This window comes from Bradyrhizobium iriomotense (assembly GCF_030160715.1).
GTDB classification, from domain to species: Bacteria; Pseudomonadota; Alphaproteobacteria; order Rhizobiales; family Xanthobacteraceae; genus Bradyrhizobium; species Bradyrhizobium iriomotense.
Map to the genome: position 1 here is coordinate 1 of NZ_BSOW01000053.1, position 16,237 is coordinate 16,237.

General features: G+C 62.5%; 12 protein-coding genes and 2 pseudogenes. 8 read left to right on the forward strand and 6 right to left on the reverse strand.

The features are described 5' to 3' along the window. Nucleotides 1-248: 248 nt before the first annotated feature. A pseudogene (locus tag QQL28_RS42030) lies at nt 249-583 on the forward strand (dihydrolipoyl dehydrogenase); the annotation flags it as partial. A 163-nt stretch (nt 584-746) separates the two neighbouring features. Here the strand turns inward: QQL28_RS42030 and QQL28_RS42035 are convergent. Beyond that, entirely contained in the window at nt 747-1,703 is a 957-nt protein-coding gene (locus tag QQL28_RS42035; protein WP_284275242.1) for a helix-turn-helix domain-containing protein, read from the reverse strand. Nucleotides 1,704-1,915: 212 nt separating this feature from the next. Between QQL28_RS42035 and QQL28_RS42040 the strand changes: the two genes are divergently transcribed. The 7 genes and pseudogenes from QQL28_RS42040 to QQL28_RS42070 all read left to right on the forward strand — a co-directional run. Beyond that, entirely contained in the window at nt 1,916-3,208 is a 1,293-nt protein-coding gene (locus QQL28_RS42040; RefSeq protein WP_284275244.1) for an ABC transporter substrate-binding protein, read from the forward strand. Between the two features lie 13 nt (nt 3,209-3,221). Next, a complete protein-coding gene (locus QQL28_RS42045) occupies nt 3,222-3,959 on the forward strand; it encodes an ABC transporter ATP-binding protein (RefSeq protein WP_284275246.1) in 738 nt (245 codons plus the stop codon). Next, a complete protein-coding gene (locus QQL28_RS42050) occupies nt 3,959-4,687 on the forward strand; it encodes an ABC transporter ATP-binding protein (RefSeq protein ID WP_284275248.1) in 729 nt (242 codons plus the stop codon). Before QQL28_RS42045 ends, QQL28_RS42050 begins: the two co-directional genes overlap by 1 nt. After that, complete coding sequence (locus QQL28_RS42055; RefSeq protein ID WP_284275251.1) at nt 4,684-5,565, forward strand: branched-chain amino acid ABC transporter permease; 882 nt, start codon at nt 4,684-4,686, stop codon at nt 5,563-5,565. Before QQL28_RS42050 ends, QQL28_RS42055 begins: the two co-directional genes overlap by 4 nt. 4 nt (nt 5,566-5,569) lie before the next feature. Then, entirely contained in the window at nt 5,570-7,219 is a 1,650-nt protein-coding gene (locus QQL28_RS42060; RefSeq protein ID WP_284275252.1) for a branched-chain amino acid ABC transporter permease, read from the forward strand. A 37-nt stretch (nt 7,220-7,256) separates the two neighbouring features. Then, nucleotides 7,257-9,575, forward strand: coding sequence for a LamG domain-containing protein (locus tag QQL28_RS42065; RefSeq protein ID WP_284275253.1), 2,319 nt, complete (start codon nt 7,257-7,259; stop codon nt 9,573-9,575). A 442-nt stretch (nt 9,576-10,017) separates the two neighbouring features. Next, nucleotides 10,018-10,125, forward strand: a pseudogene (locus QQL28_RS42070) (carbon monoxide dehydrogenase); the annotation flags it as partial. On the opposite strand, the gene QQL28_RS42075 reads toward QQL28_RS42070, so the two are convergent. The 5 genes from QQL28_RS42075 to eutJ form a co-directional block, all read right to left on the reverse strand. Then, a complete protein-coding gene (locus QQL28_RS42075; RefSeq protein ID WP_284275254.1) occupies nt 10,122-12,335 on the reverse strand; it encodes a helix-turn-helix domain-containing protein in 2,214 nt (737 codons plus the stop codon). The pseudogene QQL28_RS42070 and the gene QQL28_RS42075 overlap by 4 nt on opposite strands. A 147-nt stretch (nt 12,336-12,482) precedes the next feature. Further along, the gene (locus QQL28_RS42080) at nt 12,483-13,526 is read right to left on the reverse strand and encodes an alcohol dehydrogenase catalytic domain-containing protein (RefSeq protein ID WP_431309725.1); all 1,044 of its coding nucleotides are present in this window, start codon (nt 13,524-13,526) and stop codon (nt 12,483-12,485) included. A 1-nt stretch (nt 13,527) separates the two neighbouring features. After that, nucleotides 13,528-14,781: a malate dehydrogenase gene (locus QQL28_RS42085; RefSeq protein ID WP_284275257.1), complete on the reverse strand. Its 1,254-nt coding sequence runs from the start codon at nt 14,779-14,781 to the stop codon at nt 13,528-13,530. Continuing rightward, nucleotides 14,778-15,395, reverse strand: coding sequence for a BMC domain-containing protein (locus QQL28_RS42090; RefSeq protein ID WP_284275259.1), 618 nt, complete (start codon nt 15,393-15,395; stop codon nt 14,778-14,780). The genes QQL28_RS42085 and QQL28_RS42090 overlap by 4 nt, the downstream gene beginning before the upstream one ends. A gap of 6 nt (nt 15,396-15,401) precedes the next feature. Further along, nucleotides 15,402-16,235 carry an ethanolamine utilization protein EutJ gene (eutJ, locus tag QQL28_RS42095; protein ID WP_284275261.1) on the reverse strand — a complete coding sequence of 278 codons (834 nt, stop codon included), beginning with the start codon at nt 16,233-16,235 and terminating at the stop codon, nt 15,402-15,404. Nucleotides 16,236-16,237: the final 2 nt, after the last annotated feature.

Consider the following 16,237-nt stretch of genomic DNA (forward strand, 5'->3'; position numbering starts at 1 on the left):
AACGACAAAGCCGAGCCCTTCGTCTGGACCAAGAAAAAGGTCCGTCAACGCCGCTTCAAAGGCCGCCGTATCACTCAGCTCTGATTCCGGGTACTAGTTGTAGTTAGCCCAAACTTTCCCATGATGGATTGGACCGAGAGTTCAAGTCTTTCAATCGGTTAGAAGGTGGCGTGTGCACGACGTGTGCACCGGGAGATCAAAGAAAATCTAGATACAAGCGGTCTGAGCAAGCCGCCTGAGCCTCTTAGTGCAAGGTCGACGGCATCAAATTCGGCAAGGCGATCTTCCCCTGGGCTCCTTCCGAGCCGTGCCACCGCAAACGGCCGCGACGGGGGAACCACGAGGTTGCGGTTCGATGCCACGACCAATCGCAACATTGGCGACGGGATCGTCGGCACGCATGCGGGCGATCTCAACACGAGATCTGCCTTGCGATCGAGATGGGCTGCGAGCCGGCGGATATCGGCAAGACCATTCATCCGGATCCCGCCCTCGGTTCGTCCATCGGCATACCGCGGAGGTCTTCGAGGGACATTGCACCGATCTTCCGCCGCAGAAGAAAGGCCCTGAGGAAGCCGGTTGAAGCCGCTTCGGCAGGCCTTAGGGTTTCCTCATCGACGATGTTTGCAATCTCCGCGATCGGGAGACACATCGCGCGCTGCCTTCGGCGTCGCCAAGGAAGGCTTAGCTCAAGGCCAATATCCGGCAACGTCTATTGGGAGGAACAAACGAAGCGTCAGCCGGGCTCATTCGCCAGCGGGTCGTGTCATGCGCGGCGGGATACCGAAGCGTTTCTTGTAACTGACGGAGAAATGCGACTGGCTGGCAAAGCCGCAGCGGTAGGCGACTTCTCCGAGATTGATCGTTCGCCTGTGGCCACTGGAGAGAATGATGAGGTGGGCCTGTTGCAGCCGCTCTTCCTGCAGAACCTGTCCGAACGTCGTGCCGTGATATTGAAAGATCTTATGCAAATAGCGCACTGAAATGCGGTGTTCTGCAGCGGCGCGCTCCGGCGTCAGCGCGTGGTCGGCGAGGTTGCGGCGGATATTGGCGCTGATCCGGTTGAACAGCGAGGTGCCGAGCGTCTCGCGGATCAGCGCACCGTTGTCGCGCTGGTCGCGGCACTCGATCATCAGGCAGAGCATGTCGATGATGCAGTCCTCGATCCGCGCGCTGTGCTCGGAGGGCTGCATCTTCAACACCTGCTCGCCGAGCGTGGTGATCGCCGGCACCAGCAGGGGATTGGTGAAGTCGGCGGTGGCGCAGAGATCGTCGATGCCGGCAACGCGGCCGGCGAGGCGCTCGCGGTCGATCTTGATCGTGATGTTCTCCGACGCATCGGGCACGTCGATCACATAGGCTTCGGCCGCATTGACCAGGAACACACTGCCCGGCAGCACCAGGCCCTCGCGGCCGCGCTGCTGGAAGCGCATGGCGTGGCGGGTCGGAAACAGGAAGACGAAGTCCTCGGTCTTGTCGGCCTTGGCGGCCTCCTTGCGTCGGATCACGCGCTGAGCGTCGGCACGGAAATTCGAGACGCCCATGATGTCGGATTGCCAGTCGATCAACTCGCCGCGCAGCCGGTCGCTGTGCGTGGACTGGATATCCAGCCGGTAATAGACCTCGGCCATGGCCTGCCGCCAGGCCTCGATGCTGCGCTGTCCGTCGATTCCGGCCGTCGAATATGAGTTGCTCTGCGTCATGGCGCTTTGGCTCAAAGGTTCGTTTTGCGGAAACGCGATCCCATTCCCATTCAAGAAGCGTACCAGCCTCACCGTCGCCGCCCAAGCCGGTCGGGGCTTCGGTGCACTCTGGAAGAAAACACAGTGCGCCTTCCGAAAAGACGGGCGCGCCGCTCCGACCTAGCCTCGTCCTGCATCGCAACCGTCATGGCAGCCAGCAGAGGGGGCTTTAGATGACCACGACATTCACGCGCAGGCGAGTCCTGAAAGCAGTGCCTGCGGCGGCCGCCGCCGCAATGCTGCCGGCTCCGTTCGTCTCCGGCGCCGCGCGAGCCGCCGGCGACCCAATCCTGATCGGTGTGCCCACTGCACAGACCGCCCAGGCCGGCGTCGCCGACCATCAAGACTACCTCAACGGCACCACGCTTGCCATCGAGGAGATCAACGCCGCCGGCGGCGTGCTCGGCAGGCCGCTCAAGGCGGTCGTGGTCGACATCGATCCGCTGTCGCCGGAGAGCGGACAGGTCGCCATCAACAAGCTGATCGACGCCAAGGTGCATGCAATGTCCTGCGCTTTCGTGTTCACGCCGGTGCCGGTCGCAGACGTGTCCGCGCGCTACAAGGCGCCGTTCCTCTGGGGCCTGACCCAGCGCAACTTCACCGACATTCTTGCGAAGAATTCCGAGAAGTACGGCCACATCTTCCAGACCGATCCGTCGGAAGTGCACTATGGCTACACGTTTCCGGTCTTCCTGAAGGCGATGCGCGACCAGGGCGTGTGGAAGCCGATCAACAGCGGCGTCCATATCGTGCAGGAGCAGATCGCCTACAACCAGACCATCTCGAAGGCCCTTCAGGCCTCGTTACCGAAGAGCGAGTTCAAGCTCGCAGGGATCACCGACATCCAGTATCCGGTGCAGGACTGGGGCTCGGTGATCCAGGAGATCAAGAAGGTCGGTGCCGGCGCCGTGATGATCGACCACTGGGTCGCCGCCGAATACGCCGCCTTCGTCAAGCAGTACAGCGCCGATCCGCTCAAGGGCACGCTGGTCTATCTGCAATACGGTCCCTCGCAGCCCGAATTCCTGGAGCTGTCGGGACCAGCCGCCGAAGGCTTCGTCTGGAGCACTGTGCTCGGCGTCTATGCCGACGACAAGGGCAAGGAATTCCGCGCCAAGTACAAGAAGCGTTTCCCGGGCATCATGGGCCTTTGCTACACCGGCAACGGCTACGACGTGACCTACTATCTGAAGGCTGCGTGGGAGGCAGTCGGCGATCCCAACAAGTTCAAGGAGGTCTGCGACTTCGTGCGCAAGACGCCCTATCGCGGCGTGTGCGGCTACATGAGCATGAACAATGCCCTCCAGGAATGCGCGCACTATCCCGACACGGGAGACGCGATCGGCGCCAAGGAGCTGGAGCAGGGCATGGCCCAGCTGTTCTTCCAGGTCCAGAACGCCGAGCACAAGATCATCTATCCCGACGTGCTGAAAGAGAGTGCCTTGCGCAAGGCGCCGTGGTGGTGAGCAGCACGACACCATGCCGCCCGCATCGCTTTTCTCCTGCAGCGACATCACGCTGGATCTCGGCGGCCGTACGATTCTGCACGGCATCTCGCTCGCGGTCGAGCCGGGCGAGGTGCTCGGCATCATCGGTCCGAACGGCGCCGGCAAGACCAGTCTGTTCGAAGTGCTGTCGGGGCGGATGCCGCCGAAATCCGGCTCGGTGCATTACGAGGGCAGAGACATCACCGCACTGCCGCTGCACCAGCGCGCACGGCTGGGCGTCGGGCGCACCTACCAGACGCCCGTGGTGCCCGAGGGCATGACGGTCGGCCAGGTCTTGAAAGCCGCGCGGCAAGCGTATCGGCCGTATCTGACGCCCGACGATTCCGAATGGGGCGCGGGCCTCGTCGCCTTCCACGTCCCCGCTCTGACCATGGCGGACCAGCTCGAAACGCTCAACCGGCGCAAATTGCTGATGACCTGTCTCTTGATGCGCCGTCCGAAGATCCTGCTGATGGATGAGCCGGCCGCCGGCCTGATCAATTCGGAGATCGACGAATTCGACGAGATCATGCGCGTGCTTGCCAAGGAACTGAACATCGCGATCGTCCTGATCGAGCATCGCATGGAGCTGCTCGACACCATTGCCGACCGCGTGATGGTGCTCGATGCCGGCGAGATGATCGCCGAAGGTCGCCTCGACCAGATCCTGGTCGATCCGCGCGTCAAGGCCGCCTATTTCGAGTTCGAAGGCGCCGAGGGCGTCCACTGATGAACGATACCGCGAAGAATGCCGTGCTCGACGTCCATGGGCTGTCCGCCGGCTGGGGACCGTTGCGGGTGATCCACGACCTCGACCTCACTGTGTTCGCGGGTGAGCGGATCGGGCTCGTCGGGCTCAACGGCCACGGCAAGTCGACGTTGTTCCAGGCGATCGCCGGGCTTACCGGCTGGCAGCGCGGCTCGATCCTGCTCAACGGTTTCGAGGTCGGCCGTACCCGCAGCCAGGGACCGGGGCGCTACACCCACCAGATCGTCCGCAGAGGGCTCGCTTTGATCCCGCAGGGCGACGAGATCTTTCACGGCCTGACCGTGGAGGAGCATCTGGATAGCGGCGCCTACACCAAACGCGCCTGGAAGGAGCGCGCTGCGCGGAAGCAGAGAATTCTTCAGATCTTTCCGCCGCTCGAGAAGCTGATGGCAACGCCGGTCGGCCGCCTGTCTGGCGGTGAGCGGCGTATGGTTGCGATCGGGCGCGGCCTGATGGCGGATGCCGATCTCTTCCTCGTCGATGAGCCGTCGCTGGGCCTTGCACCGAAGATCGGCAAGTCCGTCGTCGATGCGCTGATGGCGGTCGAGCTCGGCAGCTCGGCCATGGTGATCGCCGAACAGAACCTCGCGCTGCTCGAGGGGAGGGTGGACCGCATCATTGGGATGCATGCCGGCAAATTGAAGGGCGAAGCCTCGGCCTCGAAAAACCTGATAGGGGGCCACCGTTGAATTGGAGTTTTGTCCTTTCCAACGCGATCACGCTCGCCTGCATTTACGGCACGCTCGCGATCGGCATCTCGCTCACATGGTCCAGCCTAGGCCTCGTCAACATGGCCTTCGGCTTCATCTTCGCGCTTTCCGGCTACGGCGCCTGGCTTGCCAGCCTCAACATCAGCGCGCAGCCCGCGGTGGTGATGGCGGCCGGCATCCTCACCGGCGCACTGGGCGGGCTGATCGTTTGCCTGCTCGCATTCATCCCGATCCACGACAAGCCGAACTTTCCGCTGCGCGCGCTGATCGCGACGCTCGCCATCAGCCTGGTCGGCAACCAGGCGCTGCTCTGGTATTTCGGTCCGCGCGCGAAATCGCTGCCGCGCCTGTTCGGCAACTGGAATGCCGACATCTTCGGCGTGATCGTCACCTCCGACAAGCTCGGCGCCTCGTTGTCGGCGGTTGTGCTGCTGACCCTGATCCTGCTCTGGATGCGCTCGAGCCGCCGCGGATTGGAAATCCGCGCCATGATGATGAACCCGCATGCCGCCTCCATCGTCGGCATCGGCGTGCGCCGCACCGGCTTCTATGTGATGGCGTTGACGGGCTCGCTCGCGGGCCTCGCCTCGGTGCTGCTCGCCCAGACCTATTACGTCGCGCCCTTCAGCGGCATCACGCCGTTGGTGAAGGGGTTGAGCATCGCGCTGGTCGGCGGGTTGGGCAGCGTGCCCGGCGCCGTCATCGGTGCAGTGATCATCGGCCTCAACGAAGCGCTGACCTCGACCTTGCTGGGCGGCCAGTATGTGCTGATCACCCAGTTCCTGCTGATCATCCTGGTTCTGCTGGTCCGCCCGCGCGGCATCGCCGGTCTCCTCGACAAGGCGCGGGAGGCGTGAAGCGATGACCGATGCCGCCCAACCGGTCTGGATCGACCCGACCGACTGCCATTATCCGGAAGCCCCAGCGCGCGAGGCTGCGACCAATCCCTATCTCTCGCACCAGGTCACCTGGAACGAGACGCGCGCCTTCAAGCCGCGCATGTGTCCCGTCGGCCGCCTGCGCTACTACTACAAATGGCCCGGCCATGGCGGCGCGCTGTGGTGGCGCACGCGCTACTGGCCGACGCGGCGGCGCGTGCTGCAGATCCGCGGCGAGTACAATCCGAAGACCAAGCGCCGCGAGAAGACCATCGTCGACAAGCGGCCGATCTGGTGGGCGCTCGCTTTCCTCGCCATGATCCTGGCGCCGGCCGTCGTTCCCGCCGCCGGCTGGAATACGGTGATGAGCGCGGCCGCCGTGTTCGGCATCTACGCCGCGATCAATCTGTGCTGGATGCTGATCATCGGCACGGCCGGCATCTTCTCGCTGGCGAGCTACGCCGTGGTCGGTGCCGCCGCCTACGGCACCACCTATCTGGCGATCCAACTGGGCCTGCCCTGGTGGCTGCTGCCATTGATCGGCGCATTGATCGGGCTTGCCTTCGGCCTGATCATCGGCCTGCCGGCGATGCGGCTCGACGGCTTCTACTACGCGCTGCTGACGCTCGGCGTCGTTGAACTGTGCCGCGTCTATGTCGTGCAGTCGCGCGAGTTCGGCTCGGCGACCGGTGGTATCTACGGCGCGCCGAGCTATCTGCCGGCGAGCCTTGGCCAGATGCCGCGGCTCTTGTTCAGCTATTACGCGGCGCTGGCGCTGATGGTCTTCGCGCTGGTCGTCTATCGCTTCATCGACGGCAAGCGGCTCGGCCGGGTGCTGCGGATGGCGCCGGAGAAGCGCGAGGCGTTTGCGCAAGCCTGCGGCGTCGACTTCGTCCGCGCCCGCATCATGGTGTTCCTGATCTCCTCGACCGCGCTCGGCTCCATCGGCGGCTTCTATGCCTGTCATTTCGGCGGCGCCTCGCCCAATCTGTTCTCCTTCGACACCGTGCTGCTGTCGCTCGCGATGCTCGTGATCGGCGGCATCGGGCGCTCCGAGGGCGCGGTGGCCGGCACCGCTATCGTGGTGTTCATCGACCGCGTCCTGATCGATCTCGGCCCGCTTCGCTACATACTGATCGGCGCGATCATGCTCGGTGTCGTGCTGTTCCTGCGCGAGGGCCTGTTCGGCATCAAGCGCCAGTTCCGCACCTGGCGCGACAAGAAGAAGAGCGAGCGGCGGGCGACGCGTGCGGAGAAAGGCGGAGAGATGCTACCGGAAGAAGCCACCGAGACCGAAGACAAGGACCAGATCTATTTCCGCCGCTTCGACAAGATGCAGCGGGACTTCCTGAAGCGGCTGATCACCGATGCCGTGATCGAGGAGCATCGCACGCGGCCGCTCGGCCAGCACAGCGAGGCGCTGGAGCGGCTGCTGATCTATTTCCGCCGGCAGGGCCAGGTCGACAAATACGCGATCATGGTGCTGGAGGAGTTTCGTGCTTACCGCATCGTCGCGCTCTCCGGCCATCGCGGCACCGCGCCGCGCGTGGTCGAGGACAGGAACTACGCCTCGCCCGATGAGGCCTACCACGCGCTGTTCCTGCGCCGCGTCCAGGATCTCCTCGAAAGCTGAATCACCAACGTCATTTGCGAAAGACCTGTAACCGACCATGGCCGAGCAAAAAATCTTTGGGTATGCCGACAAGATCTCGGTCAAGCCCGGCGACGATATCGGATTCTATGTCCATGCCGACGGCACCACAACCGTCGAGGCGCAATTGGTGCGCCTGATCCATGGCGACGCGCATCCCGCCGGGCCCGGTTATCGCGAGCAGGAGGTCGAATGCGATCTGAACGGCAACTGGACCGTTCGCAAGCAGTACACCCAGGTCGGCGCATTTCTGACGGTAGCCGATCCCGATGGGCGCCTGGCGCTCGACGGCAGCTTCACGCTCGCGACCTTCGTCTATCCGAACAGTCCGGGCCACGGCAAACGGCAGTGCCTGATGGGGCGCTGGGATGCCTTCGGCAATCGCGGCTATGGACTGTGGCTCAATCCGGACGGGCTGCTCGAATTCGGTTACGGCGACGGCCAGGAGGTCGACTATCTCGACGGCGAGGTGCCGCTGTTGAAGAGCAACTGGTATTTCGTCGCCGCGACCTTCGACGCAACGACGGGTGTGGCCACGCTCTATCAGGAGGGCGTCGCCAACCGCTACAACAGTCTGCTCAGCAAGGTCGCCAATGTCGACTTCCGCTCCCATGTGCGCGAGACGCTGCGCTTCCGCCCGGTCAATCCGCCCGACGTGCCGTTCATCCTCGCCGGCGCGCAGGATTTTCATTCGCTGCGCGGCCGCTTCGTCACGCAATGCCTGAACGGCAAGCTCGATCGTCCCGCCGTGTTCGACCGGGCCATGACGCGCGAAGAGCTCGACCAGTTCAGGCAGACAGGAGCTGCGCCGGCGAGCGGGCAGGTGGCGTTCTGGGACACCTCGCTCGGTTACACCGACAAGGGTATCGGTGACCGCGTCGTTGACACCGGCCCCTACGATCTCCACGCTGAGGGCTATAACCGCCCTGTGCGCGGCCAGACCGGTTTTAACTGGAATGGTTGGGACGACTGCTATCGCCTCGCGCCTCAGCAATATGGCGGAATCGAATTTCACGACGATGCGATAATCGATTGCAAATGGGAGCTGACCAAGCGCTTGAAAGTGCCGCCCTTGCTCAGCGGCGCGTACGCCTATCGCTTGTGGGTCGGCGACGGCAAGGGTCTGCGCGAAGAATACATCGTGTTCTTCGTCCGCCCGCATCGGCCGACGGCGCCGATCCTGTTTCTGGTGCCGACCGGCAGCTATCTCGCCTATGCCAACGAGCATCTGAGCTTCGATGCCGAGATCATGCAGCCCTTGGCCGGGCAGTCGCCGATCGTCTCGCAACATGATATCGAGCTGTATGAGACCGCCGAGTTCGGGCTCTCGCTCTACGACCACCACGGCGACGGAGCAGGGGTCTGCTATAGCACCTACCGGCGTCCGATCCTGAACATGCGGCCGAAGGCGCGCATGTCCTCCATGGGCGTGACCTGGCAGTTTCCGGCCGATCTCTCGATCATCGCCTGGCTCGAGCATATGGGGCATGCCTACGACGTCGTCACCGAGGAGGATCTTCACCGCGAAGGCGAGGCGCTGCTCAAGCCTTACCGGGTCGTCCTCAGCGGTACCCATCCGGAATACATTTCCGAGGCGATCCTCAATGCGACCGAGGACTACATCGCCGGCGGAGGCCGCTTCATCTATCTCGGCGGCAACGGCTATTACTGGAACGTCGGCTATCATCGCGACGATCCCTGGTGCATGGAGGTGCGCAAGCTCAATTCCGGCATGCGGGCTTGGCAGGCGCGCCCGGGAGAATATTATCTCGCCACCACCGGGCAGAAGAGCGGGCTGTGGAAGGATCTTGGGCGTCCGCCGCAAAAGGTGCTCGGCGTCGGTTTTATCTCGGAAGGCTTCGACTCCTCGCGCCCGTTCCGCCGCATGCCCGACGGCTGGCATCGCCGCGCCGACTGGATGTTCAAGGGGATCGAGGGCGAGATCATCGGCGATTTCGGTCTCGCTCATGGTGCGGCGGGCGGGCTGGAGATCGACCGCTACGACCTCGCGCTTGGCACCCCGCCGCATTCGCTTATCGTGGCCTCGTCGGGCGGGCACAGCGACAACTACCAGACTGTGGTCGAGGAGATCCTGTATCCCTATCCCGGATTGTCGGGCTCGCATGACTACCGCGTGCGCGCCGACATGGTCTACTTCACTGCACCTAACAACGGCGCCGTGTTCTCAACCGGTTCGATCGCCTTCAGCCAGTCGCTGCCGTACAATAATTTCGACAACAACGTATCCAAGCTGCTCGACAACATCGTGTCCGCCTTCGCCAGCGAAGGTCGGCTGCCAGGTTGGGCATGGACAGCAGAAGAGAAGCAGTGGCGGTAAACAAAGACTTCGAAATGAGCGGATGGCCGACTTTCTGTCTTTGTCCCGTTCGGGCCCGTTCCCGTACATATAACGGGGGAGATTCAGAATGGAGTTGCTCCTAGTTGCTCCAAACTAGCTCAAATTGGCCCATGATGGATTGGAGAGAGAGTTCAATATTTTCAGTTGGTTAGAAGGCGGGGTGTGCACGACGTGTGCACCGGGAGATCAAGAAAAATCTCATCACAGCTAGTTTAAGCCGGCGTTCTGAGCTGGGGCGGTCCGCATTCGGCTGAGGCATGTGACGACCAAAATTTCGAGGGTGAGGAGAGTGCTGATCAGCAACCTCAGTCTCGGAGACGGAAAGTGTCACTCCTTCGCCGCGCATTCGCGCGGCTCCGCTGGTCCAGTTGAGAACGAATAGGTCTTGGAGTGTGGGTTGGTAGCGCTCCCCCGCTACTTCGATGCTCAGATCGGGAGTAAGTTGGCGCAGTTGGGACAGCGACTTGGCAACGAGACGGCCAGGAAATTGGCAAACGAGTTCTTCGCTAATTTCGCGCGAGCGCTCTAGGTAATCAGATCGTTCATCCGCAGCGCCAGGTAGAGAAGTACGCGCTGTTCGTGCGCGGCAAGCCGAAGGCCCGTTAATCGTTCGATTTTATCGAGACGATAGGCGATAGTTTTCTGGTGGGCGCGCAATTCCTTTGCCGCTGCCTGCTGCGAACAGTTGCACGAGAAAAATGTCCGTAACGTTTGCAAGAGAACTTCGCGTTGTGGACTTTTCTCCTCCAGTAACTTTCCCAAGGTCTCATTTACAAACTCGTGAAAGTCGGCGCCATCACGAATACCCATTAGAAGCCCAGCGATTCCTACATCGTCGAAATCGACAACTGTAGCCTTCCGACTTTGGCGAGCGACGTCCAGCGCAATGTGAGCATCCTTCCATGCTCCTGGCATGAGCATAGGATCGGAGCAGGAGCGACTTAGTCCGACATATGCAACCAAGCCGGGGACCCGCCGCGTGATTTCGGCCATGAGGCTCTCTGCAAAATCACGCACCCGGACGTCGCGAGTGGAGACCACGAGAGCAAGTTCATTTCCGCGAAGTCCCGATAGTCTCACGATGCGTCGTGCCGGCAAACAATCCGGGGCCTCGGCGACAGATCGACGACGCCCTTCGATTTCTCCGCCGGTAAGCAAGCCTGATTTGCCAGGTTTGTCGATTCCGTCGACGTGACAAACCACGACACAATATTCACCCGGAATTTCTGCATTCAGCTCCTGTGCCCGCTGGAGCGCAAGCTGGCGCAGGTGGTCTGGACCCTCCAGCAGGTCCCAGGTAAGCATTGCGAGCTTATCGCTGAGAGCGCGGGCGGCTGCTCGCTCCTTCGTCTGGTGGAGTGCAGCGGTTACGCATAGCTCGGTGATGGCGAGTTGGGCGCTCTCGTTTTCGATTTCTGGATTGATTAAGACGGCCCAACCCAACTGCTCGGATCCCGCAGTTATGCTTTGGAAGGCGAAATGGAGCGGACCTTTCGAGAGCGTCCTATACCGGGTTTCGGGCCCCGTGCTTTGCGAGATGCCAACACGGATCGCATGGAGGATGCTGTCGGCATCCGGAATTTCGGGGTGGCATGCCTTCACATCCAGATGCTTGTCTAAGATAAGAACCGGAGACCGCATATGCTCATGTGCCTGCCGGGCGATCTCCGAAAGAGTGCCGCCGTTGAGCAACGTTGATATCAGGCTCTCCTGCAGGTCTGCCGATTTGCGGATAACGTCGTATCGTCGCTGCAGCTCCTCGTGCGTCTCCTTTAGTTTCTCGGCGGCCAGTTCTCGCGCCTCAAGAAGAGCCGCGTTTTCGATGGCAATGGAGGCGAGATCGGCGAGGGTGGCGAACTCGGCGCTATGCTGCGGCGTGAACGTGGATGGCTTGCGCCGCCAAACCTCGAGAACGCCAATCACCTGGTCCTGGGACATGAGCGGCACCGCGAGAGCGGAACGAACACGCTCGGCTCGCGCAAGGTTCATGAAGTCTCGGCTGATGATCTCGCTTTGAATGTAGTCTTCGATCGAACAGGGTTGACGCGTTTCGAGAACGCGTCCGCCGACGCCCTGTCCAGCTTTCATGCGAAGGGAAGCAGTCTCGGCCGCCAGATTGCCGGTACAACGCTTCATCACCAGGGCGTCGTCCTCCAGCAGCATGATGCCGCAGATGTCGGCTGACAGACGCGCCTTCGCCTCGTGAGTGATCTGGAGGAATATCTCCTGCAGATTGCGGCTCTTGAGGATTTTATTCGCCACGCGCTGGAACACGCGGATTGCATCGAGCTTGTCAGGATTGCCGCTTTGGCTCTCGCTCGATGCGATCGCAAGTCTGAAGACGTTGGATAGGGTCGCAGCTCGGTCGCATAGCGCGCCGGAATCGTTCATCCCCTCGACGAGGAGAGCGACACTGCCGTCCCGAACCGGTACGAAGATGGTGTCCTCGAACTGCATAGTCTCGGAGAAGACATCGGGAAGGCGTTCTATCAGCGCCTCGTCGGCACCATCGTTAAGCTTTTCCCATTCCCGCCATCCGCCGGCCGAACGGACGAGAAGCCGGACATCGCGGGCTGCAAGCAAATTCCGGAACAGGATGCGAGCCTCCGCGAAAAGAGCCTGTGGCCCTCGGTCGGCAGCGTTGGCCAGTGAGGCGATTGCGTTCCTCAGCACCTCGGTGGCGAGGTGGGGATGATCATTTGGCGTCTCTCGCGGCGCCAGTAGCGCGGTCCCACTCATCGAGCTTCCTCCTGCGCGGCCGAAGTTCTGACACTGCTTCGTTCGTCGTTAGCGCGAACGTTCTTGTGCGGTGCGATAAAGCCGTCGCTCGGCTAAGAGCTTGCTCTGCCTAGTTTAAATTGGCAACCTCTGACGAGAGACCATCGATTACATCCGAGGGTCGATGACCGCCTTCATGACTCTCTGAGCCCTGAGATCTGCGTAGGCTCGCGGGGCGGCGGCGAACCCGATCCTGCAGTCGACCACCACCGTCGGATCGAGAGCGCCCGTCATGATGAGGGAGAGGAGCCGCGGACGGAGACGGATCGAATCCCCAATGGCGAAGCCCAGTGTCAATTCGTTGGCAAAGCTCTTCGCCAGAGGGAAAGGCCAACTCTCCGCTGCGTGAGCTCCTACGGAAATGATGCGGCCCCGCCTTCGCACGAGATCGAACGCGGCCGTCAGAGCGGTTGCGCCACCAACAGCTTCGATGACGACATCGACACCTTCGCCGTCAGTCAGACGGTTCACCAGGGCGCGGGCCTCCTCCGGCGAAGCGGAGAGGCCGCCGTTGGCGCGGGCGAAAGCGCGGCGGGCTTCGCTCGGCTCGACGACGATGATGGCACCGGCGCCTGCGGCTTGCGCCGACAGGCTCGCAAGCTGACCGACCGTTCCGCCGCCAATGACTGCGACGATTTCTCCTGGCAGGAGGGCGCTACGCTCCACGGCGGCCCAGCCCGTCGCCAGATTGTCCCCAAGCAGGATCGCGGCTTCATCGGTGCAGCCCGCGGGTATCGGTCCAAGCGTCGTATCGGCGTGGGGGACCCGCACGATTTCTGCCTGCGCGCCGGGTAGGGGCGGTCCGAAGGACGTGCCCGTACCAAAAAAGGCTCTCTCCGCGCACTCCCAATGGTCGCCTCGGCCGCAACAGCGGCAATGGCCGCAAGCGGTGAAGTCGGATGCCATGACCTTGTCGCCGACCTTGAACCGGACAACCGCGCTGCCAACGGCCATGACCTCGCCTGCGAACTCGTGGCCGATGATCGCGCCCGGCTGGATGCCTGGAAATTCCCCCGTAATAACGTGCAGATCCGTTCCGCAAATGCCAGCCAGTGCGACACGGACCAAGGCGTCTCGCGGCCCCTCGAGCTGGGGAGGGGGGACATCCGCGACTGCGACGGTTCCCGGTCCTTGGTAGACGATTGCGCGCATATCATCCCAATTCGGAAATGCGTTTGGCAATGCTTCGGGCAGCTTCCGCGAGCGCTGCCTGTTCCTCGGGCCGCAGCGGCAGCTTGACGATTTCCTTGACACCGTCAGCGTCCAGCCGGACCGGGAGACCAATGCGCGTGTCTTCGACGCTGTAAGCGCCGCCCGATTGTACGCAAGCGGCGATCAGGTCGCTGCCGCCCCTCACCATGGCCGCAACCATGGAGGCCGCCGACTCGGCCGGCGAGAAATAGGCGCTTCCCTTCTGGAGGAGCTTGACGACTTCCGCGCCGGAATCTCGTGCGCGTTCGACGATGGTGGCAAGACGATCCCTTGGGATCAACTCCTCGATCGGACGCCCGTTCGCCTTGGCGAGGCTCAGCGGGATGACCATTTCGGCACCGTGACTGCCGAGCGCGATCGCATCGACATCCTGCGGTCGTGCGACCCCCTCGAGCGCTATCAGCGAGCAGAACCGCGCACTATCGAGTACTCCCGCCATCCCGATGACCCTGTTGGACGCAAATCCCGTCCGCCTAGCCATCAGGTGGGTCATTTCCTCGAGCGGGTTGGTCACCACGACCACCACCGATTTGGGGGCGTAGCGACGGATCCCGTCGGCAACGCCTCCCACGATCTCCGCGTTTACGCCGGTCAGGTCAGTCCGGCTCATGCCGGGTTGACGCGGGCGTCCGGCCGTCATGACGACGTAGCTCGCTCCATCGAGCGCCGAGAGATCGGCGCTCCCTTCGATCCTGGTCATAAATCCGCGTAGCGGGGCGCTATGCCACATGTCGAGCGCAAGCCCGGCCGCAAGTCCCGGAATAATGTCGATGAGCGCGACTCGCGAGAAAAGGGAGGTTTCCGCCAGGCGGAGAGCCGTCATGGCACCGACGTGGCCGGCCCCGATCACCGCGACCCGAGTTCGATCTTCGCGAGTTGCAGCGTCCAGTTCTCCCCGAACCCGCATCTGCGTGGGGACCGGCGCCCCTCGCCGATAAAGGGCTCCGGACAACGCTCCCGGCTGAACCCAGCCGATACTCGTCGACGATTTGGCCATGGGTGCAGGTTTGGCCGGTGGTTGAGCACCTGGCCGCACGGGAGGGGCCGCTGCCGCCTCTTTCGTGGGGCCGGTCCGCTCGATCCGGATGTTCAACTCCTTGGCGCGATCCGCTGCCAATGGTGTGAGGATGTCTCTCGCGGCAATGACCAGGAAACCGTTCGCGCCTTCTACGTCCGCAACGGAGATCACGCTCATGTCTTGCCTCCCAACTCCTCGAGCGAGGCGACGGCGGCCTTGGCGGCGGATTCGACCTCGCTTTCGGTGCCGGAAATGAACAGGCGACCAAACCGGCCGACGGCACGCACCTCGATCAGGCTGATGTTAGCTGCCTTTTCCGCCTCGTTGCCAGCAAGCGTCACGTAGGCGGCGGGCGTTGCTTCGAGTACGAAGAGGCTGGATTTCGGCAGGAGGAGATTGCCCTTTCGCCATTTGTTGATGAGCTGCGCCTGATAGGGGTTTACGTTGGTGACGAATTGCGAAGACGCGATCGTCGGTCGGACACGGTCTTCCTCCTTGAGCCCGAGATAGTCGAGTACGGCCTCGCCGGCCGCCAACACCTCCGATTGCGTTCGGGAGTGAATTTCGAGAAGGCCGAATTCCCGTTCGATGATCTGCAGGGCGGGGCGGACGTCGGCCGCCTTCAATGCGATGTCTGCGCATCGGAAGATCTCGTTTCCGGGCGCGACTTCGATGAAAAGCTCCGACATACCGGCGACCGGCACGTCGCCTTGACAGGTGGAGGCGACATGCGCAGCGGCCTGAGGCTGCATGCTGTCGATGAAGGCGTATGTGCGCAGTTGAAAATCCATGGGGGATCAGCTCATTGCGATTCCGAAGGGAGTTACGAGTTCCGAGTGCGGGTAGGCGCAGGTCCGAATTCCGCCAAAGCCGGCAACGATCAATGCCGCATGAGGAACTCGGACAGCGCCACCAACGAGATGGATGGATTGAACGGCATAGTCTCCGATCTGGCGAAGAATGGAGCTCGCGATCCGCTCGATTCCCGGACGAAGGATATGGGAGTAATCCTGGTCGCCTCGACGCTTCCGCTCCTCGGCTTCCTCGACGGAAATCCCAAGCGCGCCGGCGAGGATCAGGTCCAAATGGTGCCCGCCGCCCGGCTGATCGTCGATAGCCACGATGATGCCGTTGACAACGATGCCGACGCCCGTCGAGCCGCCGCCGACGTCGACGATGGCGCCGTCCTTGAGTCGAAGCAGGGCCTGCGCTGCGGACACCTCGTCCCCCAGATGGCGACAAGTAATGCCGGCGTTTTCCAGGACATAGCGACAAGCTCTCGCCTCGGCTTCGGGGACGCCTGGAGGAAATGCCGTCGCAGCCGATGAAATCTCGCTTCCCAACGCTGAGGTTGCCGTGTTCTTGAGCCGTTCGACGGCGGCAACCGCATCTCCGAAATTGACGACGACGCCGTCGCGGACGGCTTGGCAGGGAAGGCTATCCCAATAGACGGGATGTCCTTGGCCATCGACGGCCGTCAGAACGATCGTTGCTGTCCCGAGATCCACACCGAATGATATCGACGAGTCCGACGAGCAAGCCGGGTTGCGAAAGGTCGCTGCGGCCACTTCGAGGAACTCGGTCGCCTTCGGGCTGACAGCGGGCTGAGGAAGCTTCGTGCGTGCCAGCATGC